The sequence below is a fragment of the Bowmanella denitrificans genome (genome assembly GCF_039522935.1).
Classification (GTDB): domain Bacteria; phylum Pseudomonadota; class Gammaproteobacteria; order Enterobacterales; family Alteromonadaceae; genus Bowmanella; species Bowmanella denitrificans.
On record NZ_BAAAEI010000023.1, the window covers coordinates 157,781 to 184,372 of the forward strand.

A 26,592-nucleotide genomic window follows, 5' to 3' on the forward strand; every position below is an offset into this window, starting at 1 on the left:
AGCGTGCGCCTGAGGACGGGCGCACGTTCATTTCTCCAAGGATTCAGAAAAATACAATATCGGAGACCGTCGTATGTCCCCTCTCCACATGCAAAGACGAGCCCTGAAAGAGCTTCTGGTCAGTTTCCCCAGTGGCGGCGCAAGAATAGCCACCACAGAGGTAGGCAAGCTATTCCAGCAAGCGGATCTGATTAAGCAGAATCCACAGTCTCTGGCCCTTATCTATGGTTATTGTGATGATGGTACCGGAAAATGTTTACCTGCCAGTCTGGCCTTAGCCAGAGCCGAAGCGGTAAAAAGGGAGCTGATTGCTCTGGGGATTCGGCCTGGATTGCTGCATATAGTCGAGGAGCCTCATGTCTCGGCACCACACCCATCACTCTGTGGATCTGCCATGACGGTATTGATCAAATCAATGCCATAAGAGTTTGTTTGAGACAGAAGACGCCAGCATGACGCCCTGTTGTTCGTTTGACAGCTCTGGATTACGCAGCAGCTTGGTCAGCGTGGCAGCACATGGAGAATCCATCAGCAGTCCTACCCAGGCATTTCTGCTGCTGTGTTTGGCACTATATAAACACCGGTCTGCCAGCTCGATGGCCTGACTCCAGAGTTGTACATTCTGTGTTAGCAAATTGGTAAAGCCAATGGAACATGTGACCTTTAGTGGTTCAGCCTGACCAATATTGAAATTGAAGCTTGCCACCAAATTGCGCAGACGCTGGGCATAGTCTGCTGCACTGCTAAGTGACTGACTCTGCACCATGATAAGAAATTCTTCGCCACCCCAGCGAATCAGGTAGTCCGTTTTCCTGAACACCGTGCCCAGAAGTTCCGCCATTTGCACTAAAACTAAATCACCTGCTGCATGGCCGAATGTGTCATTAATTTGTTTAAAATGATCAATGTCCATCAGGAAGAACAGCCAATGGCCTGAAGGGGCCGAACTATTTTGCGGCAAATGTTTGAGCAGATAACGCCGGTTACGCAGGCCGGTTAACTCATCGGTCAGGCTTCTCTGCTCAACAATCTCATAGGCACTTTTCAATTCCAGGTTTTTACGTTTTAAATCCTCTGTACGCTTTGCCACTTCAGCTACCAGATGACGGGTCAGGCGCGTTTGGTTCCAACGTCGGTAAAGCATAAAGAACAACAAAAATGCAGCCAGCATAGCAAGCATCATGACATTGCGCTGAGCCTGGCGACTTTGTAATTCAAGCTTGGCTTTTTCCAGTTCAACGGCTTGCAGCTTTTGCTGCTGGGTAAGCTTAGTAATTTCAAGGTCCTTTTGTGTGGCTTCAAAGCGACTGCGCATCGCGGCTAATTGCCGATTGTTCTGCTGCTCTGACAACCTTTGTTGTATGCTCATTTGTTCCTGTAGCGCAGTCAGGGCCAATTGAGGTTGCTGCATCGCAGTATAAGCCTGGGTGCGCATGGCCAGCGCATCGGCCTGATTTTCTTCATCGCTGTGTTGTATGGCCAGATGGTAGAGGCGATCTGCCATGGCCAGTGCTGCCTGATATGAGCGGGTCTGCATATGTACCCAAAACAGCTGATTTAACGGACCCGCTAAAGCACTGGTATCACCGGTTTGTTCGGCGATTTCCAACGCCTCTTCGGCAAGTGCAGAAACTTGTCTGGGCTGGTTTTGTTGCCTGGCCACCTGCGCCAGATTATTGAGTGCCCTGGCAATAGTCACCCGGGCATTTAATTCTCTGGCCAATCTCAATCCTTGTGTTGAGTAGTCCTGGGCGATTTGCCATTGTTCGAGGCTCAGATGGCTGCTGCCAAGGTTGACCAGAGCCAGGGCTTCGCTTTGTTTGTCACCCATTTTTTGGGCTAGTGCCAGTGCCTGCTGATAGGTACGGATAGCACCCTGGCTGTCATCAAGCTTTTGCAAAGTGACTGCGATATTGTTCAGCAATGCCGTTTGCGTATTGCCGTCGCTGAGCTTCTCTGCAATGTCCAGTGCGCTAAGCATTGCCTGCAGCGATTCTTCATAGCGCCCCTGGGTGCCCAAAAGAATGCCGATAATGTTTTCGGCTTTACCCTGCATTCGTAAGTTTTCGGACTGCATAAATGACCGCTTAGCTAGTTGGACAGAGTTCAGAGCTTGTTCTATTTGTCCCTGAAAGAAATCCAGAATGGCATTCTCATATAAGAGTTCTGCTTGCAGGCCAGTGTCAGGTTGCGCAGCTAACAGCTGTTTGGCTTCCAGCAAATATTGGCGTGCGCTTACATATTCTGCCCGGCTTCGGGCTAACATAGATTTTAATTTCAGGGCGCTTGCCTGATAAGTAATCGAATGCGCACGCTGGGCCATCTCCCACAGATGCTGAACCATAACATTGGCCTGGTCCAGGTTGTCCAGCAGGTAGTGAATTTCAGCCAACTGGAGGGTCAGGGGCAATTGCAGCGGGTCATCATTGGTGAGTTGTTCAAGCCATTGTTGTGTTTGCAACAGAGCCTCAGATGGTTGGGAATGTTTGATGCGTTGCAAAGACGCCAAATCACGCACCATAGAGTCGTCATTGCTGTTGCTGTTGCTGGCTGCTGGATGTTCGGACAATGCCATGACCTGGCATGCTAGTGTTATATAACATACCAAAATGAACGGCTTTAAAACCCGGGGGAAGTTAATTTGCTGGGACAACGGCGTAACATCCAAAACCATGAGCCAAGATCTGAGCATAAGTATATCAGTAAAGCCCCCCGCTATATCTGTTAAGCCGTCAGTGCCCGCCATTTTGGTTCTACCTTCAACAGTACAATTTCCAACACTTGGCTACACAACCTGACAGTTTTACTACGGATCTATATCGGTCCCGCCTCTATCATGCCACTAGTTTCAATTCAGGAATCAGACAATGGAAGTTCAACAAAGGTTGGCAGAGATACTAGGTGAAATATTGGCCAGGCCCGCACAAGATTTTCAGGCCGACACCCTGTTGCTGGGGGCTATAGCAGAATTTGATTCGATGGCCTTGATGATGCTTATCACTGAGTTAGAGCTGCGATTTGATGTGGATTTGCAAGATGCAGATTTTGATGCTGAGACCTTCAGTGACATGGCAAATCTGAGCGAATTCATCCAAAAGAGTATCGAGTATGCCTAGGCCGAAACATAAGCTTCGACATCGCCTGGCGCTTTGCTTGATGAAGTATCTGGCGCGTATTCCGGCTGCGCGCCGGCCTTTGCTGGCTGGCATGCTGGCCAGAATCATTCTGCGGCTGTCCAGCCGCACGCGCAAACGCGCGATAAACAATCTCGCTCTGGCTTTACCTTCGTTGTCTGATCAGCAGCGGCGGACTATGGTCCGGCAATCTTACACTGGCATTATTCAGGGCTTGCTGGATTGTTTAAACCTGGCAGAACTGGAGATGGATATACATTGTGACGAGCAGGCTGCCCAGTATCTCGCTTCAGGCAAGGGGCTTTGCGTAGTAACGCTGCATACCTGCTGTTACGAGTTGGTTCCGCTGGCATTGCAGCGACTCACTGGTCGTTCAACCACATTGTCGCATCTGCCCAATTTTATCGACCCAAAGCACAATCCCTATCAAAAAGCCGGGATTGGCTATGTGGAAAAAAAGCAGCCCGGGGCTTTTGTTAAGCTGTTAAATCAGGTTAAACAAGGCGCGGTCGTGACCTTACATGCCGACCTGTATGCGGAAGATATCAATGTACATTTTTTTGGCCGGGAAACCAGAGCGCCGGCTGGTGCGGCCATGCTAAGCGCTTTTGCTGGCACGCCATTACTGCTGGCCTGGGGAGTGAAAACACAAGAGGGCCGCTATCAGGTGTTTATTGAACCTTTTATGCATCAGCCCGTTGAGCGTAATAAAACGGCTTTTGAGTTGGTCACCCGTAAACTGTATGAACGCTTTGAACAAATTATTCTCAGCTACCCTGAACAGTGGTACTGGTCGTTTAATCGCTGGCGCACCTAGTCCAGCTCTGCAGGTCACCACTGCAACTGCTGGCGGCGACGAAACAAACCACCTGTGGGGCCATCATCCGGTAACTGAGCCAGCCATACCGGCGTGTCTGCACCCTGCTGGGCAGACAGCGGGGCATGTTGGCCCCCCATATCGGTGCGTACCCAGCCCGGACAAGCGGCATTGACTTTAACTTTGTCGCCCAACGTTCTGGCCATGCACACTGTCATGGCATTCAGGGCGGCTTTACTGATAGCGTATGCCGCAGGCCCATTTAAACCCTCATAGAAGGTGCCCCAGCCTGAGGTCAGATTAACGATCCGCCCCCAGCCTCTTTGCTGCATACTCTTACCCAGTATCCGGGCTAGCAGGAAGGGCCCAATAGTGTTTACCTGCAGTGACATTTCCAATTCGTGCCGCTCGGTATTCAAGGCATCCTGATTAAATAAAATGCCAGCGTTATTAACCAATATATCTATGGGGCCTAATACCTGGGAAATGGCCTGGACACGCTGCTCCGGTTTGTTCAGCAGGTCCAGCTCTACGCCAACAGTCCCCTGACCAATGGTGCGCGCGGCTTTTTCTGCCGAGTCTTCTGTTCTTGCAGCAATCAAGACTTTGATATTGCCGGCATTTGCTAATGCTTTAGCTATTTCAAAACCTATGCCCCGATTGGCACCGGTCACAAGTGCGGTTCTGGTTGGCTGAGTCATAATTTGCAGAGATAGTGCGGTCTAGATCAGTTCGTTCTAGTTTAGCTGCTAGAAGGCAGTGAGGCTCAGTAATATAAAAGGCCCATCCGGACGAATGGGCCTTTAAGCGTGGTGATGTTAAGATTTTTCAACCACTTCCAGTTTATCCACTACCTTCTTCACATCACTAGTGTTTTTGGCAATAGTGATCGCCAGATCGCGTTCGGCATCGCTGGCCACTGTGCCTTCTAGCGTCACTACGCCTTGCTTGGCATCCACATTAATATCTGTACCTGTTACCTCGGATTCAATCAGTAGCCTGGTCTTCACCACTGCTACTACTTTGGAATCCGTCAGGGTTTGCGCCATTTCGCTGGGCTTGTCTTTGGACATCACTTCCAGTCTGTTATCGACTTTGTTCACGCCGTCCAGACTTTCAATCAGCTCACTGGCCAGGGATTTATCGACCTCGCTGTCCACTTTACCTGTCAGCACAACCACACCATCTTTCACATCCGTATTGATGTCGAAGGAATTCAGGTTGGTGTTGAGCAGTAAAGTGGTTTCAGCCTTACCGTCAATCCAGGCATCCTTGGCACCTTTTTCCCAGTTATTTTCGCCCGCTATGGCTACAGGGGCTGCAAGCATTGTCAGGGTCATCAGGGTTGTTGTGAGTTTCATCATCGTCTCCTTTGACTTGGTCATTGAACTCATGATGACTGTAGCGAGAATGATGCCACTTTTTAAGATGTTGATATTTAAGGGATATTTGTTTTCCCCCGATATGAGATGTTGCCATAAGGTGACAGTTTTTATTGCAATCTGAGATTTAGCAGTGGGACAGCCACCGGCTTTACACGGCATAAAGTCATCCTTTCGGATACCTTACATGCGGGGCTGTTGGCTTGTAACTCAGTGTATTAGTTGAGGGGTATGCAGGGACGTTTGTTCTGTCCCCATAACCCGACAGTTCTTGTTCTGTGTCAGTTTAGCGGGGCTAACACCCGCAGCGAGCCAGGTTGAATGCGAATATCCAGCGGTAGATCGTCAAACACTTCACCATCTATGACGTAGCTGTCTAACTGCGGCGAGTTGATGCGAACTCTTGTGGCCTGCTGGTGGCGGATGTTCTCACTTGGCGGCGCTAATCCGGCCACGGCCAGTTCAGTCAGACTTAATAAATGGCGCGACGAGGTATCACTCGGTGTTAGCCAGGTAACATCCAAGATGCCATCAGCCAAATCCGGCTCACCATTACCTAGTGCCAATAGGGTTGTCAAAGGTGCCGCGTTAGCCACTACCATGCTGTGGGTGTGGATAATACAAGGGGGGTCTTCGTCGAATTGCACCTCTAATTCCAGTTGTTGGTTATTCTCTATGGCACGCCACAAGCCAAGCAGGTAGGCCATTTGTCCAAGCTGGTTTTTTTCTTCACGACTGGCCGCTTCAATCATTTGTTGCTCAAAACCTACCGCGCTGAGTAGCAGCATCAACTTGTTATTACACCAGGCCGTGTCAATTTGCCTGCTTTCCCCGGCTAATATCACCTCACAGGCTGTGTCGATGGGAAGCAACTTACTGCGTATACCGCATAAGGCTTGTGCCAGCGCATTGGCGGTACCAAGGGGAATAATGCCCAACTGCACAGGTTTATTGAGCAAGGCTGAGGCCACTTCGGTGATGGTGCCATCGCCGCCGCAGGCAATAATGATGTCAGCGCCTTGCTCAATGGCCTGTTCTGCCAGTTGTTGTCCATCTTCATCCAAACTGGTAAGGGCAATTTTTATGTCCAGTCGCTGGCCCAAAATGTGTTTTATTTGTTCCTGGCACTCCTGCCATTTTCCCCCTCCTGCTACCGGGTTGGCGATAATCCAGGTTTGCATGTTGAGTCTCAGCTTGCCTTCACGATGCAGGAACTCAAGCTGTTTAAACTGCCATCGGTTTAAACGGGCGGTCTGGCGTATGGCGCGAATATTTTCAAGCACGTCTTGTGCACTGCTGTCAGGTTGTTGGGCTAGCAAATAAGCTGCTACAACCAGCACCGACCGGCCCCGGCCCAGGGCACAATGCACTAATACTTTACGGCCTTGTTTATGCTGATGTTGCAGCCAGTGTAATGCGTGATTTAACTGCGCCACATTAGGTGAACTGTGATCCAGCACCGGAATATTCAGATAGGCGATATTCTCTCCTTGCAGCGACCAATCAAGCGCATCGAACTCCGCCGTCACGTCCAGCACTGCAGCAATGTTTTCGTTCTTAATGGTTTCTACATCCGCAGTAAATAAGCGACAGCCCAGATAAAGATTGTCTGTAATTTTTTGAATGGCCGGGACTTTGTCGTGCTTTCTCGCCCAACTGTTATACAGGGTGACGCCTACCAGAAAGGGAATAAACAGCCAACGGATCACGAGGGGGATGCGGCCATCTTCGCGTTTTCGGAACAGCTCGGCGAAATTAAATAAGTAGGCCAGACTGACTGCCAGCAGAGACAGGCACAGCCATGCAAGCAGCAAGGTAACTACGAGATGCGGGCTAAACAGCAGGGCAATAAAACTGGCTAAACCACCAGCCAGATAATAAAAGGCAACAGGCATAGGTTCTCCCTGAACGTTCACCAATGGTTTTTGCTAGGCCAGTTTATCACTTAAAAGAATAGATTCTATGCCGATCCAGTTTCTGCTACGCAAGGATTGCCCAGCACAAAAAAAGGGGGCATTAGGCCCCCCACCGGATAGGAATTAGCAGTCCTTGTCTTTAAACTCTGCTTTTTCCTTGGCTTTTTCACAGAGCTCTTTCATTTTATCGCTGGCGGTATCCGCCGCATCTTCAAGCTTATCGCCGGTTTTTTCGGCGGCATCCTCCAGTTTGTCGCCTGCGTCACGCATGGCACCCTTGGTTTTGTCCATGGCATCTTCTAACTTGTCGCCAGCTTGCTCCATGGTTTCGTCCACTTTTTCACCAGCTTGTTCTGCTTTGCCACCGTTGTCGCAGGCGGTCAGACCCAAGGTCGCCACGAATAAAGCAATGGTCAGGGTTTTGTTGTTTGTCATAATCTACTCCTTTTGTGAAACCGAAATTAAAGTTTAGGGCGTTTGCCTCTTAGTGCACCTGCCACCAGGGAAATCAGCAGCAGCACCACAAAGATAAAAAAGATAACCTTCGCTACCCCGGCGGCTGCGCCGGCTATACCACCGAAGCCAAGTAATGCAGCAACAATGGCGATAATAAAAAAAGTCAGTGCCCAGCCTAACATTGGTCCTCCTGTTGTGACGGCTGGCGTTGCTTTGTGTATACCAGCCAATGAATCGCAAATTCAACTAAGCCAAAAGCATGCCAAGCTGTTTTATTTCGTCCATTCAGCCTGACTCAACAGCCAGGAAATATAGCAATGAAGTGGCGCAGACCTTGGCTGGCAAAACCCGGTCTGGGACTCAGTCAGGATCGATCAACCTTGCCCCGGAGCCTTGTTCTGACAGGCTGTCACCGGGATTTCTGAGGCGACAGTTCTGCAGCGATAAACAACCGCAACCAATGCAACTACTGAGGTTGTCGCGTAACTTGGTCAGTGTCTCAATTCGGTGATTCAGATCCTGTAGCCAGGCCTGAGACATTCTGGCCCAGTCCCCTGAATTGGGTGCTCGATTGTCGGGTAAAGACGACAGTGCGTTAGCTATCTCAGCCAGTGGCACTCCGACTTGTTGGGCAGACTTGATCACTGCGATACGGCGTAGCACATCCCTGTGGTATCGGCGCTGATTACCCTGGTTGCGCCAGCTTTTAATCAACCCTTTTTGTTCGTAAAAGTGCAGCGCCGACACTGCCACACCACTGCGTTTGGCCACCTGGCCGACCGTCAGAGGCTGCGTCACATCCTTACAGGCTTTACCCCCTTGCCGATTTTTTTTCATCTTAGCTATTGACCTTAACTTTACTTGAGGTTTTAGCCTATGCCACAAGCACTGATAAGTAAACAACCCACTTCTGACTAATGGAGAGCACCATGCCGGATAAACTGAATATTGCTGTGATTATGGGTAGTACCCGTGAAGGACGCCTATGTGAAGTGGTTACCAATTGGGTGACCACTGAACTGGCCAAGCTGGATGAGTTGAATCTGACTGTAATCGACCCGTTGGACCTAACTAGCACCGCACCTCTGGATAATCTGGTGCTGGATGGCATTCGCGCTGAGCTGGGCGCGGCGGATGCCTTTATTGTTGTGACGCCGGAGTATAATCATAGTTTTCCAGCCCCCTTAAAGGCGTTAATCGATGCGGTAAATAATGAATGGCACACCAAACCGGTGGGCTTTGTCAGTTATGGCGGGGTCTCGGGAGGACTGCGGGCAGTAGAGCAATTACGTCAGGTATTTGTTGAGCTGCAAAGCGCCAGCGTGCGTGAATCGGTGAGCTTTATAAATGCCTGGGAGCAGTTTGATGACAACGGCAGCTTAAAAGAGCAGGACAGACCCAGACGCACCTTAATGCGTATGCTGGAACAACTTAATTGGTGGGGCAGGGCGCTAAAGCAGGCCAGGCTGGAAGATGTGCGGAAGCGCCAGTTATCGCATAAAGGGGCAGCGCTGCGGCTGGCTTGTCAGGTAGGCTGAGCAGCGGATAGTTATTGTTCAAAAAAACGTCACCAGTATGACTTATTGTTACTGCAATATTGGGAGCGCGCTACAAGATTGGCGCGAACTCAACATTAAACAGTATCAAGGAGATTATATGAAGACGTTGATTGCGGGTGTCATGATGACCGGGATGATTGCTTCAGGTGCATTTGCTGCAGAGCAGGTGACATACAAATACCCTACCAAAGCTGCCTCAGGTAGTAGTTATGCTAAGTATATCTTTGTGTCCGCCACCAATGGCACACAGTTTTGCAAGGAAATGCGTGGCAATAGCAATGACCGCATCGTGGCTGGAGAGATGCTGTGTGGTGAAGATGAATCTTCTTATGCAGAGTTCGATCCTGTCAGCCAAACCTGGCAGGTAAAGTCCACCGGCAGTAAAAACCAATGTTATCCGGTTTTTAAAGAGATCACCTGTAGTCACAGATAGGCCAGGTAGCAAGGAAATTATTTGTAATCAGCAGCCGACTTGTGTCGGCTGTATTTTGAAAAACATGTATTTAATTGAAAAATAAAGATTAAATTGAATTTTTATACCAAGAAAAAGTTCCATGAAACTTTTGTTACAGCGCAGCTTTGTAACAAAAGTGTCACTCTCCTTCGTTAACCTTGCCTGCGATTTGTTAACCCACAATTCCAAATTTTCGGAGAGCTCAATGGAACTCAAAAGCATGTTCAAGGTATCTGCTGTAGCCGTGGCCCTGGTACTGGCCGGCTGTGGTGGTGATATCAACGTTACCCCCACTGTTAACGATAACAGCACAGTAAATAACCCGCCTCCAACTGATGGCGGTGATAACGGCGGTGACAACGGTGATGAGAATCCTTGTGCTTCTTATGGCTCCGGCAGCGATGCGGTACAAGGTTCGTACGACAGCAGCAATAAAATCTGTACTTACAGCACCAATTTCGTTAGTGCGGCCAAACCGCTGACCACTGATGTGACGTTGGATGCCGATCTGGTGCATTACTTTAAAAGTACACTGATGGTGGGGCAGGATTGCAACACCACCCAGGGTTGTAGTGTGGAAGTAGATGGTCCGACACTAACTGTCGAGGCGGGCGCCACTGTGGTATTTGACAACGCCGCATCCCGTGTGCAGATCAACCGTGGTGCTAATATTGAAGCGGTTGGTACATTAGATAAGCCGATTACCTTTACTTCTGCTAATGCCATTGCGGCACTTGACTCAGTCGGCGCTGGCCCTTCTCCACAGGATTGGGGCGGTGTGATCATCAATGGTTTTGGTATTACTGACCAATGTTCAGATGCTGAACGCACTGCAGGCAGCTGTAACGCTGAAAGTGAAGGCGCAGTGTCCTACTATGGTGGTAACAATAACCAGGATGACAGCGGCACCCTGAAATTTGCCAAAATCCACTATGCAGGTGGTCTGCCAGCTGGTGCTGAAGTGGGTAACGACCTGAACTCACTGTTCCTGAATTCAGTAGGTTCTGGTACCGAAATCGACTATATCGATATTTATGCCGGCTACGATGATGGTATTGAACTCTTTGGCGGTGCGGTCAACCTGAAGCACATTGTCATCACTGATACGCAGGATGACAGTCTGGATATCGATGCTGGCTGGCAGGGTAAGGTGCAATTCCTGTTGGTTAAGCATGGTTCGGTAAAAAATGCCGCCGGTGAAACTCTGAATATGGGTAACGGTGGTTTTGAAGCGGATGGTCGTAAAGGTTCTTCTACTGCGCAGGCGCCTGCCTCTGCCCCCCATATTGCCAACGTGACAGTGATTACTACAGATGAAATGTCCGCACGTGATGACGACCCATCCATTGCCATGAAATTGGATGACTTTATCAACGCAACCTTCTACAACATGGTATTGAAGAAAGAAGCTGCTACACAAACTTGGTGTATTAATTATTCTGGTGATGCTGACGATGAAATTGTCAGTGGTCGTACCTCTATAAAGTCCTCTATTGCCGCCTGTGCCAAGCTGGCAGACGATGGTAAAGAGACAGTAACGGCAGAAAGTGGCACTACTACTGTTACCGAGTGGTTTACCAAAGACGGTGTCAGCCAGGTTGTTAACGGTTCTGATACCGTGCTGGCTAACAATGGTTTCTCAACTTCTTCCGAAGTGACGGTCACTCCAACAGATATGACCACTGTAGACAGCTTCTTTGAAGCCACTGATTTTATCGGTGCGGTCTCTGCCGCCGACACTTCCTCAGATTGGTATAAGTGGGCGAAAGCCGCGTTTGATAACGCAAACGACGAATAACCAATTTGACTAAAGACAAATAGGCGCCCTGGTTGCGCCTATTTTTCCATTAAAGTGTGGGAAATAATGATGATGACTCGATTCAGAGTAAATAAAATTTCAATGGTGGTGGGAGCTTGCCTGCTGACCGGGCCGGTTCTGGCCCAGTCACAGGAAGACAATACCATTGAAGAAGTTGTTGCCACTGGTACGCGTTTGCAGGGTACTGCTACGGCAGTCATCGAAGAACGTAAAAACCAGGCCTTCGTTGCAGATATTTTAGGCGCTGAGCAAATCTCCCGTACCGGGGATTCAGATGCGGCTGCGGCATTGCGTCGGGTAACTGGTCTGACTTTGGTTGACGGTAAGTTTATCTATGTTCGTGGACTGGGTGAGCGTTATTCCAGCGCCAGACTTAACGGTGCCAGCATTCCCAGCCCGGACCTTAGCCGTAACGTTATTCCACTGGATATTTTCCCCTCCAACGTGATTGAAAGCCTGTCAGTGCAAAAGGCTTATTCACCTAATATGCCGGCGGCTTTTGGCGGCGGAAACGTAGACATTCGTACCAAGTCACTGCCCAGCGAATTTATTGCCGGTATCCAGGTAGGGGTGGAAGCCGACTCTAATAATTCCGATGGTTTTACTTATAACGGTAATCATAGTGGCACGCCTTCGGCACTGCGAGACGCCATAGTGCATTACCGCGGTGACTTCTCATTACGTAATATTATTGAGCGTGATGGTTTGTTTACCAATGACTCAGGTACTGTTGCACAACAAGCCATCGCCATAAACGATGGTTTGCTGAAATCACTACCGCGCAATATGTCCATCAAGGACGAGTCGCTGGATCCGAACTATTCTGCGCAAGCTTATATTGGTAACAGCTTTGATGAAGAATGGCTGGGCGGTACAGTAGGCTTTCTGGCGTCAGTGGCCTACGACAATAAATGGAATTATACGGACCGCCGTAATGCCGTTGTCAGTGCCAGCTTGCCAGAGAACTGTGCTCAAAATATGGATACCGCAGAAAATGTCGGTAATACCTGCTTTGATAGCATGGTAGATTCAAAGGTAACCACCGAAAATGAACGTCTGAATGGTTTGTTTACTTTGGGTTATCGCTGGAACAGCCATAGTCTGAGTTATACCAAGATTTATATCGAAGATAATGAGGATGAGTCTGAGATTGCTGTCTCGCAAAACCCCTCGCAAAATATCACTATTACAGATGATGGCATTGCTGACTACTCGCAGAGTTTCACTTATGAGGAGCGTCAGTTAGATGTTGACCAGTTTCGTGGTCAGCATACCTTCCTTGACTACTGGGGATTAGGTATCGACTGGCATTACACCCAGTCTGAAGCAACCACAGATATACCGTTGCAGAGCACCTTTAACTTCAGTAACAGATATGACGACAATGGCGGCTATCTGAGCACAGGTGTGAACGGCGGCAACGGTCAGGTTGAAAATGATTATGTTGATATGGACGATCATATGAAGAACTGGGGAGGGAATGTAACCCTGCCTATTTCAACTGGTCGTTTTGAGATTGAACTGAAAGGTGGCTGGGACTTTATCGACAGGGCCCGTTACTACACTACTTCAAGCTTTTTTATTAACAATGGTGGCGGCTCCATCAATGTAACGACTAACGAAGCGGATTTGCTGAATCTGCCGTCATATCTGACAGACGCATTTATCGGCGAGCAGAACCTGCTGGTCGTGTTTAACGAACCCGACGCGCCTGAAGCCGATGATTATCTGGCCGCCCAGAAAACCGATGCGGCTTACGGTGCATTTGACGTTATTTATGATAATACCTGGCGAATCAGTGGCGGATTGCGTTACGAGGAGTTCAAACAGGTCGCACTGGAGACTTCCAGTCTGATATTTACCGCTGAAGATCAGAATATTTACTACAACCCTGACAACATTAAAGCCAGAAGCATAGATACGGATGACTTCTTCCCGGCGCTGAGCCTGACTTATATAGGCGGTGATGACTATCAGGTACGCCTAGGTTATGGTGAAACAGTAGTCAGACCTGACCTGCGGGAAGTTGTACCTGTCGGTTATTTTGATCCACTTACAGACATCCGCACTACGGGTAATACGCAGTTAGTGTCCAGCACGCTTAAGAACTACGATATTCGCTATGAATTATATGGCGAAATGGGCAACAACCTTGCCTTGTCATTGTTCTACAAAGACATCGTCAATCCCATTGAAACCGTACTACGTGTTGGCGACTCCACCTACACTGCTGGTTTTACCAACGGTACACAGGCGGAATTGTATGGAGTTGAAGCCGAGTGGCTGTACGACCTTAGCTGGGCGATGGATGGCTTCTTTACCTCAGGAAATATCACCTTAAGTGATTCTGAGGTGGATATTGAAGCGTCCAGCGCGGGTAGCTTGACCAATACCACCAAGCGTATGAATGGTCATTCCAAGTATGTCGCCAACTTCCAGTTAGGCTATGACTCGGCAAATGGCGAGCACAGTGCGTCTTTGGTATACAACGTCTTCGGTGAACGCATTCTTGCTTCGGGCATCGATGGGCGTCAGGACGCCTATGAGCAGCCATTCCATTCGTTGGACATGGTGTACTCCTACTATATGGACTTTAACAGCACGATCAAACTGCGGGTTCGTAACCTGCTAGGCGAAGATCAGGAAGTCACCCAGGATGGTGTTACTGTGCGAAGTCGTACTGTGGGCACTAGCTTACAACTCAGTTATAAATACGATTTTTAGTATATCTAGTGGGCCGCGTTGCGGCCCTATTTCATTTCAGGGTAGGTGTTTTGTTGCAAGTCAGGGCTCATGCTTGTGAATCACAACTTAGTCTTCAATTTGTAATAAAACTGTCACGCTCAACCCCTATCCTGTGCGCGAATTCCAAAGATCAGTATCCCGCTGGTCTTTTTTAATTAGGGTTTGACAGTATGAGGCTTTTGAAACTACTTCCGCTGGCCGTGCTTGCCACCTCCCTGGCAGTCACCGCCCCGTCAATGGCACAAGAAGACAAGTATCTTGAACCTGTGGTGAAAGAGGCTGGCAAGATCAATACATCTGCAGCCGGTTCGCAGGAAAAAATCAACAAGATGACGGACCAGATTGACAATAAACTGCAGCAGTTTAAAACCATTAATAAAGAAATTGACGGTTTGCTGGTATACAACGCGCAACTGCGTAAGCAAATCGATAATCAGCTTAAAGAAGTAGACGACCTGAACAAAGCCATCGATGAAGTCAGTGTCATCGAACGTCAGATCACCCCTTTGATGTTGCGCATGATTGAAGGCCTGAAACAGTTTGTTGAGCTGGATGTGCCTTTCCTGCCTGAAGAGCGCAGCAAGCGTCTGGCCGACCTGGCTGGTTTGATGGAGCGTGCCGATGTGGCACCGTCCGAGAAATTCCGCCGCGTGATGGAAGCCTATCAGATTGAGATGGATTACGGCCGCACCCTGGAAGCCTACAGTGGCTTGCATACTGTCGGTGGCCAGGAACGTGATGTGGACTTCCTGCGCGTTGGACGTACCGCGCTGATTTATCAGACCCGCGATGCCAGCCAGCAAGGCATCTGGAACAAGCAAACCCGTCAATGGGAAGAATTGCCTTCCAGCTATCGCACTCAGGTGACCAAAGGTCTGCGTATGGCCAAGAAGCAACTTGCCCCTGATTTGCTGTCCCTGCCAGTAGCCCTGACCGACTAAGAGAGTAGAAATCATGAAATCCATAGTGAAAGTTCTGACCACTGGCCTGTTTGCCTCCTTAGTCGCCACTGGCGCCATGGCACAGAGCGCGAATGATAAAGCCCTGGATCTGGACCAATTGCTGAAGCAATTGGAGCAAGGCCAGATTGCCCAAAATAAAGACAACCAGCGCCGCGAGCAAGAATTCGCCGCCAAGGTCGCCGAGCAGGATCAAATGCTTAAACAGGCCACCAATAAGCGTAACGCTGAGTTGAATACCAGTGAAAGCCTGGAGCGTCAGTTCCAGGAAAACGAATTTAAGCTGGCTGACCTGAATGATGCTCTGACCAACCGTCTGGGCTCTCTTAAAGAGCTGTTTGGTGTGTTACAGCAAGTCTCTGGTGATACCAAAGGTAAATTCCAGAACTCGGTTATTTCCGCACAGATTCCTGGCCGTGCTGAGTTTCTAGATGGTTTGGCACAGTCCATGGGTTCTAGCTCCAAACTGGCCTCCATTGATGAAATCGAGCGCGTATGGTTTGAAATTCAACGTGAAATGACTGAATCCGGCAAGGTAACCAAGTTCACTACTGATGTGGTGGAAGCCGGTGGTAACAAAGTCAGCAAAGAAGTGGTACGTGTTGGTGCCTTTGCTCTGGTGTCTGATGGTAAATATCTGGATATGAACCCATCCACCGGCACTGTTGCTGAACTGACCCGTCAACCTGCTGGTCGTTATGGCGAGAGCGCCGCTAATCTGCAAGCCTCTAATGGTGAGCTGGTAGAATTCGGTCTGGATCCTACCGGTGGTTCAATTCTGGGGCTGCTGGTGCAAGCACCTAACTTCCAGGAGCGTATTGAACAAGGTGGTTTGGTTGGCTACATCATTCTGGCCGTGGGTGCGGTGGGTTTGTTACTGGCCCTGGAGCGCCTGATCAGCCTGACTCTGATTAAAGCCAAGGTCGACCGCCAGTTGAAGAATCAACAGCCAAGCAAAGATAACCCGCTGGGCCGTATTCTGCATGTTCGTGAGGAATTCCCCAACGTTGATACCGAGACCCTTGAGCTGAAACTGACGGAAGCCATTCTGGGTGAAGTACCTAAGCTGGGCCGCAACCTGACCATGATTAAGATTATCTCCGTGGTCGCACCGCTGATGGGGCTGCTGGGTACCGTAACCGGTATGATCAACACCTTCCAGGCCATTACCCTGTTTGGTACTGGTGACCCGAAACTGATGGCCGGTGGTATTTCTACGGCGTTGATGACAACAGTGCTGGGTCTGGTCGTGGCGATTCCGATGACACTGCTGTACGCCATGTTGAATACGCGCAGCAAGAACATCGTGTTCATCCTTCAGGAACAAGCCTCAGGTGTGATTGCAGAACGCGCTGAACGGAGCTAATCGCCATGTTCGAGATATTCGAGGCAATACGTGATTTTACCGAGACAGGGGGCCAGGTTCTGTTGGTCATCGGTCTGCTGATATTCATCATGTGGTTGCTGATTCTGGAACGTGCCCTGTATGTGTTTATCTGGCACAAACAGTTTAAGGGCCAGACCATTGCGGCCTGGGAAGCCAGAAGCGACCGTTCATCCTGGTATGCAGAGCAGATTCGCCAGGCCATGATTTCCAGGGTTAGCCTGAAACTGAAAGGCTCAATCCCGGTAATCCAGGCCCTGGTGGCGCTGTGTCCGCTGTTGGGCTTGATGGGCACAGTGACCGGCATGATTGAGGTATTTGATGTGATGGCCATTTCCGGCTCGGGTAACGCCCGTTCCATGGCTTCCGGGGTGTCTAAGGCGACTATCCCGACCATGGCCGGTATGGTTGGCGCACTGTCCGGGGTATTTGCCTCCACCTGGCTGATGCGCATCACCAAAACCGAAAAAATGCATATTGAAGATGCCATGAACCTGGATCACTAGTTTGTAGATGGTCGGTTGCAAGTCGGACTTCAGTCCGACAGCTAACCGACCTTCAGTCGGGATAAAGCCCGACCCCAGGGGTTAACTATTAGTCGGGATATATCCCGACCTACTATAAGAGAATTTTATGAAACAGCATTTTCAGAATCTGGTAGACGAAGAAGAAGCCACCATCGACCTAACCCCGATGCTGGACGTGGTGTTTATCATGCTGATCTTCTTCATCGTAACGGCTTCCTTTGTGAAGGAAGCGGGCATCGATGTCAACCGTCCTGAAGCTGCCACTGCAGTGAAGAAAGACCGAGCCAATATCCTGATTGCAATCAGTGATAAGAATGAGATCTGGATCAACAAGCGTCGCATCGACGAGCGTGCGGTTCAGGCCAACATTGAACGTCTGTATGCCGAAAACCCACAGGGTAGTGTGGTTATCCAGGCGGATAAGAAGGCCACCACTGAAACCTTGATTAAGGTAATGGATGCCTCCAGGGCCGCCGGCGTATTCGATGTATCCATTGCGGCCCAGGAGTAAGTGGGCGTGCAATTTTTCAGGCGAGCCGTTATCTCTCAGTCAGGAGTGAAGCATGGCTAATGCAACAGTTACAGCGCCGGGCAGCAGTTCTATGTTCGGCAGAATGATGATTGCCCTGGTCCTCTCGGCAGTTGTCACCCTGGGTTTGTTTTTCCTGATGCAGTCACTGATTAAAAGCGGTGGCAGTGCATTGACCGATCCTCCAGTCGGCTCGGTACTCGACTTTGTGCGGGTGAAACAGGAAGAGCAGGTAGAGAAAAAAGATCGTAAGCCCAAAAAGCCACCTAAGCCGGAAGAGCCGCCACCACAGATGCAACAACCGCAGATGGACTCACCCACGCCAAATGCTGAAGGTGGGGCAGGCATGGACTTCTCGGCCGATATTGGTGGTGATATGGCCCTGGCGGGTGGACTGGCGTTGGAAGGCGGAGACGGAGAGTATCTGCCCATCGTTAAGGTGTCACCTGTATATCCAAGACGTGCATTGCAACGGGGCATTGAAGGCTACGTGATAGTGGAATTCACAGTGACCAAAGCCGGTACGGTGCGAGACCCTATCGTGGTGGAAGCCAATCCTGAAGGCATATTTGAGCAGGCTGCCATGGACGCTGCCATGAAGTTTAAATACAAGCCCAGAGTTGTTAACGGTGAAGCTGCTGAAGTGGCGGGCGTACAAAACCGTATAACCTTCCAGATTGATGGTTAAGGTGGAACCGATGTTTGCGAAAAAAACAATCAGTAAACTGGTCGCCCTGGCGCTGCTGACGACGACCGGCTATGTGCTGCCAACTGTCACTCCCGTGGGGATGGCAAAGGCTCAGGAGCAGCAGGAAGAGCGCCAAACCCGTCGTACACCGGCCCTGCGTGCCAAAGTTTATGAGCAGTTGGCCCGTGCTCAGGCGCTGGCTGATGAAGATAAAATCGGCGAGGCGCTGGAAGCACTGGATAATGTCAAAGATAAGTCCAGTTCCATGAACAGCTATGAGCTGGCCATGTTGTATAACTTTTATGGCTTTATTCACTACAATGCCGAGCAGTACGACAAGGCTATCGCCGCTTTTGAGCAAGTGGTGGAACAACAGCCTATTCCTGAGTCCTTTGAGCTGACCACGCTGTTCAGTCTGGCCCAGTTGCATATGATGCAAGGCAACTACGACAAAACCCTGGTCTTTCTTGAACGCTGGGAAGCCTTGAATGTGGGGGAGATTCCGGCGAAGAACTATCTGATCAAGGCTCAGGCCATGTACCAGATGAAGGACTACGAGCGCGCCTCCCGTTTTATCAATCAGGCGGTAGCCATGGTTGAAAAGGAAGGTAAGGTTCCTGAGGAAAACTGGTTTGTATTGCAGCGCGCTATCTTTTATGAGCTGAAGCAACCTGAGAAGGTCAGGGATGTGCTGGTGAAGATGGTCAGGCACTACAACGACGGTAAGTATTGGGTACAACTGGGTGGGATGTACGGTGAGTTGGGTGAAGAGAAGAAGCAGCTTGCTGTGCTGGAAGCGGCATATCAGCAAGGCTATATCACCACAGGTTCAGATGTATTCAACCTGGCTCAACTGTATTACTACCATCAGGTACCGGTTAAAGGTGCGCGTTTGATGGAACAGGCCATGCACGAAGGGGTACTGGAACGCAACCTGCGCAACCTCAAATTTACCGCTAATTGCTGGGCACTGGCGAAGAATGACGATAAGGCCATTCCGGTGCTGACCGCTGCGGCGAATTTGTCGGAAGATGGTGAACTGGATGCGCAACTTGGCCAGATGTACCTGAACATGGAAGCCTACGATAAAGCCATTGAAGCGACACTGGCAGCCTTGCAAAAAGGCGGCTTGCGCAACCAGGGCATGGCTCATCTGGTCCTGGGCATGGCGTATTTCAACAAACAGCGCTTTAACGATGCGCTAAATGAATTGGCCAAGGCAGAGAAGTTTGACAGTGCCAAACGTATGGCCCAGCAATGGGGTAAATACGTGGAAGCCGAGAAGGTTAGCTACGAAAGACTCAAAGCTGAGCTTTCTTCCTGATCCACAGCCGATAAACTATCTTCTAAAGCCGCCAGCAATGGCGGCTTTTTCTTTTTGACTTGCGCTACGGGCATGCCCGGCCTTATTGAACTAGAATAACGGTAAGCGAAATTAACCCATCGCCACGGAACTGGATGCAGGCTAGATCAAACTAAGGTAGCTTGCATGAGGCTGTTTTTGTTGCTGTTTTCACTGCTTTTTTGCTCTTATCCATTAGCTTCTGACGGCACAGTGGTTAAAGTCTCGCTGGCTGATGTGGATTATGCCCCGTATTATTTCTACCAGGATGGACAGCTACATGGCGTATCGGTGGATGTTCTTCATCGGGTTCTGAGCGATATTGGCATGAGTCCTGAGTTTGTGCGCAGACCCTGGACAAGGCTGCTGAGCGAAACGTCGCTTGGCAGACAGGACTTGATTATGGTGTTGTATAAAACTTCGGAACGCTTACAACAGTTTGACTATGTGATGCCTGCCTACCTGTCGGACAAAATTGCCCTGCTATGCTTCAAGCCTTGTACTTCTGCTTTTGATGGCAGCCTGGACAGCCTGTCTGGCATGTATATTGGCACAATACGCAATAACTCCTACGGTGAGGTGTTTGATAGTCAGCCGGGCATCGCCAGGCAGGAAGTGGAAAATGAGGAGCTGTTGTTTAAACTGCTGGGGCTGGGCAAATTGCGTTATGCCATTGCATCAGAAATACGTTTTGACTGGTCAGTAAAGGCTGGCAATGAAGCGCGTATTATGGTGTTAACCCCGGCCATTGACCGAGCTGGGATTTACTTTGCTTTTGGCAGGCAAAGCCATGTAGACAAAGACACCCGGCAGCAGTTTAGTCTGAGCTTACGGCAACTTCTGCACAGCCCGGACTACCTGGCAATACTGGATAAATACAATATGCAGGAGTACAGGGTTCAACCTGATTAGCTATTGCTGCTTTAGTAGTTTTATGGCCAGTTTAACGAAGTCAGACGAGGTGAGAATACCTTGCAACTGCCCTTCTGCCGTCACAACAGGCAGGCAGCCATGCTTGTAATTAACAAAGTATTCAGCTATTTCAAGCAAAGACTGATCCGCTGTGGCACTGTCCCCATCCTTGATTGCCACATCCATAATGGGTACCAATTTCTCCTGCTCGCTGAGATTGTCCTGGCCATAAAGATTGGCCAGCTTCATCACCCTGGCGACCAATGCTTTTTGCGTCACAATGGCCATATATTTGCCAGTTAGCATATCGACAATTGGAATATGCCGGATACCGTATTCGCGGCTCATATTATGTGCATCGTGCAGGGTCGCCGACTGAGTCAGGGTATGCAGATTGCTGGTCATAATATCTTTTACTTGCATTGGACGTCCTCATTAATGGCTCTGTTGCAGAGAATAAAGTTAAGCATGGACTACCGTTATGATACATATCAAGTTTTTACGTTAGCCCAAAATCTATACTTGAAAGATAAACAGCCCATAAGTATATCTAACAACAAGTAACATAAGGTTAATGGTTGTTTTGTTTTAATTTTTAATACCTTTCCTGCGCTATCCAACACTCAGCTATGTGCTTTCTTGACAAGTCGCGATCCCTATACCAGTATCAATTCAAGGAGTTGGAAAACATCCATCAGGGAAGAGATAGTGTATGGATATTAATACATGTTCAGTACTGGTTGTTCATATTGGTGAGGCTGCTCACCAAAGTCAGGACGCTGATATTTTTCTGCGTTTATTGAAAACCCGTCCGGCACGTATTCAGGAAGTGGATTGTCCATCCAAAATTCATAACCCCTGCCAGTTCGATTTATTGTTTTTTAATATTCAGGGCGCTTATTGGGGCGAAATGCTACCGGGTTACTTGCTTGATCTGGCTGTCGAACATCGCATTGCGCTGTTTAACGCCAGCCAGGATAGTATTTGCGAAACATTAGTATTACTGGCTGGTATCGATGGGGTTTTTTATCAGCAGGATCCCCCTGATTTGATTCTCAAAGGCATTGGCCATTTGCTGGATAAGCAGCGCTGGTTCAGACGTGACGCCATGGACAGAGCATTGCAGACTTTGCTTAAGTGTGCACCAGTGGCTGGCCAGAACCGGCAAAAGCAAGATGAAGAATTCGACGCACTCACCAAGCGCGAAATGACGATCGTCCGATTGCTGTCCAGTGGTGCGCAAAACAAAGAGATTGCCAATCAATTGCATATCAGTACTAATACAGTTAAAACGCACCTGTACAGCGTGTTCAGAAAAACCCACTGTCGTAACCGGCTGGAATTATTAAGTTGGGTGCAACAACATCTGCCTATGCAAATGGTGATGTAAATTGTTTTGCCAGTCTTGAGTCGAACGCCATTTAATCTAGACAACCCTCTGATTTATAAGTAACTTATCCAGATAGATGTTGCTGTGGCGGCTAGTCCGCGGTTTGAAGGATAAGATATGAAAGGATGTCTGCTGGTCTTGTTGACCTTAACTATGGTTGGTTGTGCCAAAACACAAGTGCATCTGTATGGGCGTTATCTGCAACCCGAGCAAATTCAACAGGTGACCCAGGCCCTGGAAACTGAAGGCTATCAGGTGCAGGTCAATCGTCTGGCCTTTCCAGCTGATATTCATCAGTCCTCCCTGGTCTATTCGTTAATGCTCAAAGATGTCAGCAAGCTGGACAGCGTTATGGCTGCTTCGGCAAGTCAGGGCTGGTATGTGCACAATGTTACCGCCATGGTCAAAGGCAATCACTGGTATACCAAAGACAGTATGGGGTTGTTTTTGTTGCCTGAAGGGGTAGACCCATCTGATCCAAACGCCGCAGAGAACATGAGTTTTAACTATCAAAGCAGTGGCTGTGAACAATCTCCCGGATTGCAATTGTCTGACGATCATACTTTTCGTATTCAGCCGGTAGCGGAAGTGCCCTTTGACGCCGACTGGCATCAGGGCACCTGGAAGCTAAAGGAATCAGTCTATCTGGAGCTGACGCCTAAAGCCGATCCCACCTGGTCTTACTATCTTGAACTGCAGCGCAGTACCGAAACCGATCAACTGGGCCAGGCCGAGGTGATCCGCTTAACACCAATGCGCACCTATTTGATGTTTGGTAAATGCAGCTTTGAATATGGTGTGCGTAGTTAAGTGCTGCAATCTCTGTGGTTTCATTCTATCCGCGAAAAAGCGTTAATAACCACGGAGGCACAGAGCACACGGAGGGGGGAAGGAATTGTCACTGAGAGCTTTTCTTTGCGCACTCAGCGGCTTTGCGAGAGGTCTTCAATACCAGCTAAAGGCCAACAAATACTCAATACGTTCTCGCAGAGGCGCAAAGCGGACCAAGATCTTAACCAGGTTCACACGTCTCTGTGCTCTTCGTGCCTCAGTGGTGACATTCTATCCGCGAAAAAGCGTTAATAACCACGGAGGCACAGAGAACACGGAGGGGGTGAAGGTATTGTCACTGCGAGCTTTTCTTTGCGCACTCAGCGGCTTTGCGAGAAGCCGATATTATTCACCGTCTAGGTGAAAAAGTGATTATTTTTCAATGGTATGTATAAAGGCTCTTCTGTTTTTCTCCGTGCCCTCTGTGCCTCTGTGCCTCTGTGCCTCTGTGGTGAAACTTATTCAACCAAAATATTGATAGCCACAGAGACACAGAGAACATGGAGTTTTCAGGAGTAAAATGTGGGTGCTCCTGTCTTTCTCCTTGATCTCGGCGGCTCTGCGCTGAGATGCTGTGCTGACAAAAGTTAGTGGCTAACTCTGGGCGGCCCACACACGTTTTTCAATGCCTTTGTGCACCAAATCAGTCAGGGCCTTTTCAATAGCCTGCTTTACGCAGATATGCATAGGCTCATTAGTCGTGAAACCGCCTTCGGCTTCGGCCAGGCGTTTAAAACTTACATAGCGGAAGAAGCCGCCGCGCATTTCCTGACTCAGTACAGTTTTGCTGGTAGATACCGACAGCAATACCTGACCGGTACGTACATCTATGGCGCGCAGGTAAACGGATATTTGATCCTCCCGGTACAGCTCAGAGGCGCCGATACCAAAATACTCAGCGCCAAAACCACCGGTACGAATATTGGAGTCGTAGCTGATGATGCCGCCTTCCAACAGCAGCTTGGCAGTGGTGAGCGGCGGTAACTCATCTTTTTCTTCTTTGCCGTCGGCCTGCAGGCCGGCGCGGATGATTTTGCGTTCGGTCAGAATGTTCTGCAAGCCCTCACGTTCCACCGGTAGAAACCAATTAGAATCTGCCAGGGCCTGCATCAGAATTGAGGTGGCACCCTGAGTGACTGCAGTGGAAAAGGAACTGACATTGGCCTGTGGCTTATACTGCCCGGTCTGATCGCGAAAGGCGTATACCGACACCGGAATCATGCCTTTGGGCGGGGGTAGCGCCAGTAGATCCTGATAGTTATCGGTGGGGCTTAAGGTCACGGCGGGCTGCTGCCCTGGGGGGAAGAGAGGCCCCATGCTGCTACAACCGCTCAGTAACAGAAACAGCAATAAACTAACTGAACGCAACATGGGCTTATCCAAACTTAGGTACCTCAATCACAGTGACTTCGCCGTTGAGCAAGTGGGTGATCTGAACTGTGATGCTGTCAGTGTTACTGGTCAGGATCTGAATTTCATAATCGCCGCTGACAAACACCGAATCCTGATTAAATACGCTGTCATCCACATCCTCACCAAAGGCCAGGTCGGTAATCTCGCGTACCATTTTGTTGATATAGGCACGCTCAAGGGATTCCTGGAACTTTTCTGCATAGGTGCGTTCTTCTAGATGTTCCTTGTGTTTGTTTTGTGCCTGGGCTTTGCCCATCAGCAGGCTACCGTTAAGTGGGTTGCCGCCAAAACTGGGGTTGATTGGGGTATAAACCAGCTCAGTTGCTACGGCCTTGCCGATTATCAGGGTGAGTGCAACCAGCGTTAATTTAATCTTGTTCATTTTCTACCATCCGTTTTCGGCCATATCTGCGCTGCTGCTGTCAAACCTGGCATTCGCCATGGCTTGCAATAAAGCCAGCATCGCTTCTTCCACTTTGTCTTCCATGGGCGACTGTCGCCTTCCCATATAAGTCATGTAGATAACCTGATTATTCAGTTGTATGGTCAATTTGGTGCCAGCCCTGGGGACCACTTGTTCCTTAATTACCACATTGAAACTCTGGGTTTGCGGTACGTCTTGCCATAGTCGGCTAAGGCGTTGATAAAACTCCCGTCCGAAGCGGCTGAAAGTGTTGTCCAGCAGCAAGCCTCCTAGCTCCACTTCAGCCACACTGGGCGTTGCCAGACTAAGCAGTAGGGCGTATAGCAGGTTTCTGGTAACAGACATAAAATGGCGGACCGCAGATAAAACTTTGGTCCGCCCCTCCACGCGCTATTGTTGAACTATGGTGGCAGTGTTCCAGTCGCCCACCTGAGCGATGCTGATACTGCCGCCGTTACTGATAACAGCACCTTCCACGATGTTACCGTTACCCACCTGGCTAATAGACAGTTGCACGGAATCGCCGCCAATCAACATGGCTGCACCCCCTTCACCCACAACCATGTTTTCATTGCCTTCTTGCAGGATGTCAATGAGATGGTTGCTGCCTTCAATGAGCAGGTCCAGGGCGTTAAGATCACCATTTTGGGCGATATCCACCTGATTGCTGTTACTGTCCAGCAGGGTGCTGATATTCACCACGGCGTCATTCATGTTGCCGTCCTGCATCAGGCTGATGTCATTGTCATCTGTAGTCAGACTGAAATCAGGGTAGGAGGCTTGAACCACCGCGACGTTCTCATCGCCACTTTGATTGATAGTGACGTTATTGTCGGTACCGTTGAAGTTGACCAAATGGCTTTGGTTCAGGTTGCCATTTTGCATGGTAGTAAAGTCGTTACCTGAACCAATGGCACCCATATAGGCATCGTTGCCGTCGCCCATCTGCATCAGATTAAAGTCATTGTCTTCACCAACAAGCTCGAAACTGGCAATGTTGTCGTTACCCGTCTGGCTGACCATCACATCATTGTTGTCGCCGGTGAACAGCGCCGAGGCTGCACTGTTGTAATCGCCATTTTGATCGATGCTGATGTCGTTGCCACTGCCGAGAATTTCATCCAGATTGGCGGCGTTATACTCGCCATCCTGATCAATCTCGATATTGTTGTCTTCGCCCTGAAGCAGGCTCAGTGTGAACTGGTTGCGCCGTCCGTCCTGCATGGTTTCCAGGTCGTTGCCATCGCCTTGCAGGTCGCGTACGCGGCTAACGTTCCAATAGCCATCCTGCTCTATATCAAAGCTATTGCTGTTGCCTGAAACGACATCCAGATGGGTTTCGTTCCATTCGCCACTTTGCAAGATTCCAATGTCATTACCGGAACCTTGCAGATTTTTCACATAGCCCCATTGGCCGCCTTCGCTTTGGTCAATGCTGATATGGTTGTCATCTCCCACCACAATGGCTTGGGCTTCATTGGTCAGACCCAGATAGCCAATATCTTCAGTTTGGGTGATATTCAGCTCGTTGCCATTTCCTGTAACCGACACTTCGGCCTGACTGTCATTACCCTGCTGATTCAGATTGAGGTCGTTGGCTTCACCTGTCAGGGTACTGACGCTGATGTTACCTGTGCCTGACTGTGTGACTGAGGCATCGTTGGCATCGCCTTCCACGGTCAGGCTGATACCGTTGGTGTCCCCTTCCTGAAATAGACTGACGTTATTGCCTTGAGTGGCACCGCCGGTTGAAATTTGCGTAAGCTGAATCACATTACCGACGGCATCCGCCATAATGTCGGTTTTCAGCACCACATCGGTACTCTTGGTTTCATCGGCCATCACTGCCTGACTGGCCCCCAGGGCACAGAGGATGGCGCAAGTTAGTAGGGATTTTTGGATTTTCACCTT

The 26,592-nt window shown here is 49.5% G+C and carries 28 protein-coding genes; 16 read left to right on the top strand and 12 right to left on the bottom strand.

What is annotated here, in order from left to right:
- Positions 1-73 precede the first annotated feature (73 nt).
- Complete coding sequence (locus ABD028_RS18355) at positions 74-424, top strand: OmpA family protein (RefSeq protein WP_343846888.1); 351 nt, start codon at positions 74-76, stop codon at positions 422-424.
- Here the strand turns inward: ABD028_RS18355 and ABD028_RS18360 are convergent.
- On the bottom strand, positions 413-2,575 hold the full coding sequence (locus ABD028_RS18360) for a diguanylate cyclase (protein WP_343846890.1): 2,163 nt from the start codon (positions 2,573-2,575) through the stop codon (positions 413-415). The genes ABD028_RS18355 and ABD028_RS18360 overlap by 12 nt on opposite strands.
- A 292-nt stretch (positions 2,576-2,867) precedes the next feature.
- Between ABD028_RS18360 and ABD028_RS18365 the strand changes: the two genes are divergently transcribed.
- The gene (locus ABD028_RS18365; RefSeq protein ID WP_343846892.1) at positions 2,868-3,116 is read left to right on the top strand and encodes an acyl carrier protein; all 249 of its coding nucleotides are present in this window, start codon (positions 2,868-2,870) and stop codon (positions 3,114-3,116) included.
- A complete protein-coding gene (locus ABD028_RS18370) occupies positions 3,109-3,951 on the top strand; it encodes a lysophospholipid acyltransferase family protein (RefSeq protein ID WP_343846894.1) in 843 nt (280 codons plus the stop codon). Before ABD028_RS18365 ends, ABD028_RS18370 begins: the two co-directional genes overlap by 8 nt.
- Positions 3,952-3,965: 14 nt before the next feature.
- Here ABD028_RS18370 and ABD028_RS18375 read toward each other — a convergent pair whose 3' ends face one another.
- The 6 genes from ABD028_RS18375 to soxR form a co-directional block, all read right to left on the bottom strand.
- A complete protein-coding gene (locus ABD028_RS18375; RefSeq protein WP_343846896.1) occupies positions 3,966-4,652 on the bottom strand; it encodes an SDR family NAD(P)-dependent oxidoreductase in 687 nt (228 codons plus the stop codon).
- 117 nt (positions 4,653-4,769) lie between these two features.
- Positions 4,770-5,312: a BON domain-containing protein gene (locus ABD028_RS18380; protein WP_343846898.1), complete on the bottom strand. Its 543-nt coding sequence runs from the start codon at positions 5,310-5,312 to the stop codon at positions 4,770-4,772.
- Positions 5,313-5,614: 302 nt separating this feature from the next.
- Positions 5,615-7,228 carry a diacylglycerol kinase family protein gene (locus ABD028_RS18385; protein WP_343846900.1) on the bottom strand — a complete coding sequence of 538 codons (1,614 nt, stop codon included), beginning with the start codon at positions 7,226-7,228 and terminating at the stop codon, positions 5,615-5,617.
- Between the two features lie 144 nt (positions 7,229-7,372).
- Positions 7,373-7,684 (bottom strand): hypothetical protein, encoded by a 312-nt coding sequence (locus tag ABD028_RS18390; RefSeq protein WP_343846902.1) that lies wholly within the window; start codon positions 7,682-7,684, stop codon positions 7,373-7,375.
- 26 nt (positions 7,685-7,710) lie between these two features.
- Positions 7,711-7,887: a DUF1328 domain-containing protein gene (locus ABD028_RS18395; RefSeq protein ID WP_343846904.1), complete on the bottom strand. Its 177-nt coding sequence runs from the start codon at positions 7,885-7,887 to the stop codon at positions 7,711-7,713.
- Between the two features lie 178 nt (positions 7,888-8,065).
- The gene (gene soxR / locus ABD028_RS18400) at positions 8,066-8,542 is read right to left on the bottom strand and encodes a redox-sensitive transcriptional activator SoxR (protein WP_343846906.1); all 477 of its coding nucleotides are present in this window, start codon (positions 8,540-8,542) and stop codon (positions 8,066-8,068) included.
- 92 nt (positions 8,543-8,634) lie between these two features.
- On the opposite strand from soxR, the gene ABD028_RS18405 reads away from it, so the two are divergent.
- The 11 genes from ABD028_RS18405 (at position 8,635) to ABD028_RS18455 (ending at position 20,623) form a co-directional block, all read left to right on the top strand.
- Positions 8,635-9,243 (top strand): NADPH-dependent FMN reductase, encoded by a 609-nt coding sequence (locus ABD028_RS18405; protein WP_343846908.1) that lies wholly within the window; start codon positions 8,635-8,637, stop codon positions 9,241-9,243.
- Positions 9,244-9,361: 118 nt separating this feature from the next.
- Positions 9,362-9,697: a hypothetical protein gene (locus ABD028_RS18410; protein WP_343846910.1), complete on the top strand. Its 336-nt coding sequence runs from the start codon at positions 9,362-9,364 to the stop codon at positions 9,695-9,697.
- A gap of 226 nt (positions 9,698-9,923) precedes the next feature.
- Positions 9,924-11,516, top strand: a complete 1,593-nt coding sequence (locus ABD028_RS18415) for a hypothetical protein (protein ID WP_343846912.1) — start codon at positions 9,924-9,926, stop codon at positions 11,514-11,516.
- A 69-nt stretch (positions 11,517-11,585) separates the two neighbouring features.
- Complete coding sequence (locus ABD028_RS18420) at positions 11,586-14,261, top strand: TonB-dependent receptor domain-containing protein (protein WP_343847155.1); 2,676 nt, start codon at positions 11,586-11,588, stop codon at positions 14,259-14,261.
- Positions 14,262-14,452: 191 nt separating this feature from the next.
- On the top strand, positions 14,453-15,223 hold the full coding sequence (locus tag ABD028_RS18425; RefSeq protein ID WP_343846914.1) for a DUF3450 domain-containing protein: 771 nt from the start codon (positions 14,453-14,455) through the stop codon (positions 15,221-15,223).
- Between the two features lie 13 nt (positions 15,224-15,236).
- Positions 15,237-16,607, top strand: coding sequence for a MotA/TolQ/ExbB proton channel family protein (locus ABD028_RS18430; protein WP_343846916.1), 1,371 nt, complete (start codon positions 15,237-15,239; stop codon positions 16,605-16,607).
- Positions 16,608-16,612: 5 nt separating this feature from the next.
- The gene (locus ABD028_RS18435; RefSeq protein ID WP_102797795.1) at positions 16,613-17,131 is read left to right on the top strand and encodes a MotA/TolQ/ExbB proton channel family protein; all 519 of its coding nucleotides are present in this window, start codon (positions 16,613-16,615) and stop codon (positions 17,129-17,131) included.
- A 127-nt stretch (positions 17,132-17,258) separates the two neighbouring features.
- The gene (locus ABD028_RS18440; protein WP_102797796.1) at positions 17,259-17,663 is read left to right on the top strand and encodes an ExbD/TolR family protein; all 405 of its coding nucleotides are present in this window, start codon (positions 17,259-17,261) and stop codon (positions 17,661-17,663) included.
- A 91-nt stretch (positions 17,664-17,754) separates the two neighbouring features.
- Positions 17,755-18,369 carry an energy transducer TonB gene (locus ABD028_RS18445; protein WP_172449428.1) on the top strand — a complete coding sequence of 205 codons (615 nt, stop codon included), beginning with the start codon at positions 17,755-17,757 and terminating at the stop codon, positions 18,367-18,369.
- Between the two features lie 10 nt (positions 18,370-18,379).
- Complete coding sequence (locus tag ABD028_RS18450; RefSeq protein ID WP_343846919.1) at positions 18,380-19,693, top strand: CDC27 family protein; 1,314 nt, start codon at positions 18,380-18,382, stop codon at positions 19,691-19,693.
- A 165-nt stretch (positions 19,694-19,858) separates the two neighbouring features.
- Positions 19,859-20,623, top strand: coding sequence for a substrate-binding periplasmic protein (locus tag ABD028_RS18455; RefSeq protein WP_343846921.1), 765 nt, complete (start codon positions 19,859-19,861; stop codon positions 20,621-20,623).
- Here ABD028_RS18455 and ABD028_RS18460 read toward each other — a convergent pair whose 3' ends face one another.
- Positions 20,624-21,046, bottom strand: coding sequence for a CBS domain-containing protein (locus ABD028_RS18460; protein WP_343846923.1), 423 nt, complete (start codon positions 21,044-21,046; stop codon positions 20,624-20,626).
- Between the two features lie 289 nt (positions 21,047-21,335).
- Here ABD028_RS18460 and ABD028_RS18465 point away from each other — a divergent pair, with 289 nt between their 5' ends.
- A complete protein-coding gene (locus ABD028_RS18465; protein ID WP_343846925.1) occupies positions 21,336-22,013 on the top strand; it encodes a helix-turn-helix transcriptional regulator in 678 nt (225 codons plus the stop codon).
- Positions 22,014-22,130: 117 nt separating this feature from the next.
- Complete coding sequence (locus ABD028_RS18470) at positions 22,131-22,823, top strand: hypothetical protein (RefSeq protein WP_343846927.1); 693 nt, start codon at positions 22,131-22,133, stop codon at positions 22,821-22,823.
- Positions 22,824-23,438: 615 nt separating this feature from the next.
- Here ABD028_RS18470 and ABD028_RS18475 read toward each other — a convergent pair.
- The 4 genes from ABD028_RS18475 to ABD028_RS18490 are packed head-to-tail and all read right to left on the bottom strand — an operon-like array spanning position 23,439 to position 26,589.
- Positions 23,439-24,215, bottom strand: a complete 777-nt coding sequence (locus tag ABD028_RS18475) for a CsgG/HfaB family protein (RefSeq protein WP_102797803.1) — start codon at positions 24,213-24,215, stop codon at positions 23,439-23,441.
- 4 nt (positions 24,216-24,219) lie between these two features.
- Positions 24,220-24,639 carry a curli assembly protein CsgF gene (locus tag ABD028_RS18480; RefSeq protein ID WP_343846929.1) on the bottom strand — a complete coding sequence of 140 codons (420 nt, stop codon included), beginning with the start codon at positions 24,637-24,639 and terminating at the stop codon, positions 24,220-24,222.
- A gap of 3 nt (positions 24,640-24,642) precedes the next feature.
- A complete protein-coding gene (locus ABD028_RS18485; RefSeq protein WP_343846930.1) occupies positions 24,643-25,026 on the bottom strand; it encodes a CsgE family curli-type amyloid fiber assembly protein in 384 nt (127 codons plus the stop codon).
- Positions 25,027-25,071: 45 nt separating this feature from the next.
- On the bottom strand, positions 25,072-26,589 hold the full coding sequence (locus tag ABD028_RS18490; protein WP_343846932.1) for a curlin: 1,518 nt from the start codon (positions 26,587-26,589) through the stop codon (positions 25,072-25,074).
- Between the last annotated feature and the right edge of the window lie 3 nt (positions 26,590-26,592).

Bases quoted from the DNA above. Each gene is read 5' to 3' on its own strand.
- ABD028_RS18355 (WP_343846888.1), top strand. From the start codon at position 74: ATGTCCCCTCTCCACATGCAAAGACGAGCCCTGAAAGAGCTTCTGGTC.
- ABD028_RS18360 (WP_343846890.1), bottom strand. From the start codon at position 2,575: ATGGCATTGTCCGAACATCCAGCAGCCAGCAACAGCAACAGCAATGAC.
- ABD028_RS18365 (WP_343846892.1), top strand. From the start codon at position 2,868: ATGGAAGTTCAACAAAGGTTGGCAGAGATACTAGGTGAAATATTGGCC.
- ABD028_RS18370 (WP_343846894.1), top strand. From the start codon at position 3,109: ATGCCTAGGCCGAAACATAAGCTTCGACATCGCCTGGCGCTTTGCTTG.
- ABD028_RS18375 (WP_343846896.1), bottom strand. From the start codon at position 4,652: ATGACTCAGCCAACCAGAACCGCACTTGTGACCGGTGCCAATCGGGGC.
- ABD028_RS18380 (WP_343846898.1), bottom strand. From the start codon at position 5,312: ATGAAACTCACAACAACCCTGATGACCCTGACAATGCTTGCAGCCCCT.
- ABD028_RS18385 (WP_343846900.1), bottom strand. From the start codon at position 7,228: ATGCCTGTTGCCTTTTATTATCTGGCTGGTGGTTTAGCCAGTTTTATT.
- ABD028_RS18390 (WP_343846902.1), bottom strand. From the start codon at position 7,684: ATGACAAACAACAAAACCCTGACCATTGCTTTATTCGTGGCGACCTTG.
- ABD028_RS18395 (WP_343846904.1), bottom strand. From the start codon at position 7,887: ATGTTAGGCTGGGCACTGACTTTTTTTATTATCGCCATTGTTGCTGCA.
- soxR (WP_343846906.1), bottom strand. From the start codon at position 8,542: ATGAAAAAAAATCGGCAAGGGGGTAAAGCCTGTAAGGATGTGACGCAG.
- ABD028_RS18405 (WP_343846908.1), top strand. From the start codon at position 8,635: ATGCCGGATAAACTGAATATTGCTGTGATTATGGGTAGTACCCGTGAA.
- ABD028_RS18410 (WP_343846910.1), top strand. From the start codon at position 9,362: ATGAAGACGTTGATTGCGGGTGTCATGATGACCGGGATGATTGCTTCA.
- ABD028_RS18415 (WP_343846912.1), top strand. From the start codon at position 9,924: ATGGAACTCAAAAGCATGTTCAAGGTATCTGCTGTAGCCGTGGCCCTG.
- ABD028_RS18420 (WP_343847155.1), top strand. From the start codon at position 11,586: ATGATGACTCGATTCAGAGTAAATAAAATTTCAATGGTGGTGGGAGCT.
- ABD028_RS18425 (WP_343846914.1), top strand. From the start codon at position 14,453: ATGAGGCTTTTGAAACTACTTCCGCTGGCCGTGCTTGCCACCTCCCTG.
- ABD028_RS18430 (WP_343846916.1), top strand. From the start codon at position 15,237: ATGAAATCCATAGTGAAAGTTCTGACCACTGGCCTGTTTGCCTCCTTA.
- ABD028_RS18435 (WP_102797795.1), top strand. From the start codon at position 16,613: ATGTTCGAGATATTCGAGGCAATACGTGATTTTACCGAGACAGGGGGC.
- ABD028_RS18440 (WP_102797796.1), top strand. From the start codon at position 17,259: ATGAAACAGCATTTTCAGAATCTGGTAGACGAAGAAGAAGCCACCATC.
- ABD028_RS18445 (WP_172449428.1), top strand. From the start codon at position 17,755: ATGTTCGGCAGAATGATGATTGCCCTGGTCCTCTCGGCAGTTGTCACC.
- ABD028_RS18450 (WP_343846919.1), top strand. From the start codon at position 18,380: ATGTTTGCGAAAAAAACAATCAGTAAACTGGTCGCCCTGGCGCTGCTG.
- ABD028_RS18455 (WP_343846921.1), top strand. From the start codon at position 19,859: ATGAGGCTGTTTTTGTTGCTGTTTTCACTGCTTTTTTGCTCTTATCCA.
- ABD028_RS18460 (WP_343846923.1), bottom strand. From the start codon at position 21,046: ATGCAAGTAAAAGATATTATGACCAGCAATCTGCATACCCTGACTCAG.
- ABD028_RS18465 (WP_343846925.1), top strand. From the start codon at position 21,336: ATGGATATTAATACATGTTCAGTACTGGTTGTTCATATTGGTGAGGCT.
- ABD028_RS18470 (WP_343846927.1), top strand. From the start codon at position 22,131: ATGAAAGGATGTCTGCTGGTCTTGTTGACCTTAACTATGGTTGGTTGT.
- ABD028_RS18475 (WP_102797803.1), bottom strand. From the start codon at position 24,215: ATGTTGCGTTCAGTTAGTTTATTGCTGTTTCTGTTACTGAGCGGTTGT.
- ABD028_RS18480 (WP_343846929.1), bottom strand. From the start codon at position 24,639: ATGAACAAGATTAAATTAACGCTGGTTGCACTCACCCTGATAATCGGC.
- ABD028_RS18485 (WP_343846930.1), bottom strand. From the start codon at position 25,026: ATGTCTGTTACCAGAAACCTGCTATACGCCCTACTGCTTAGTCTGGCA.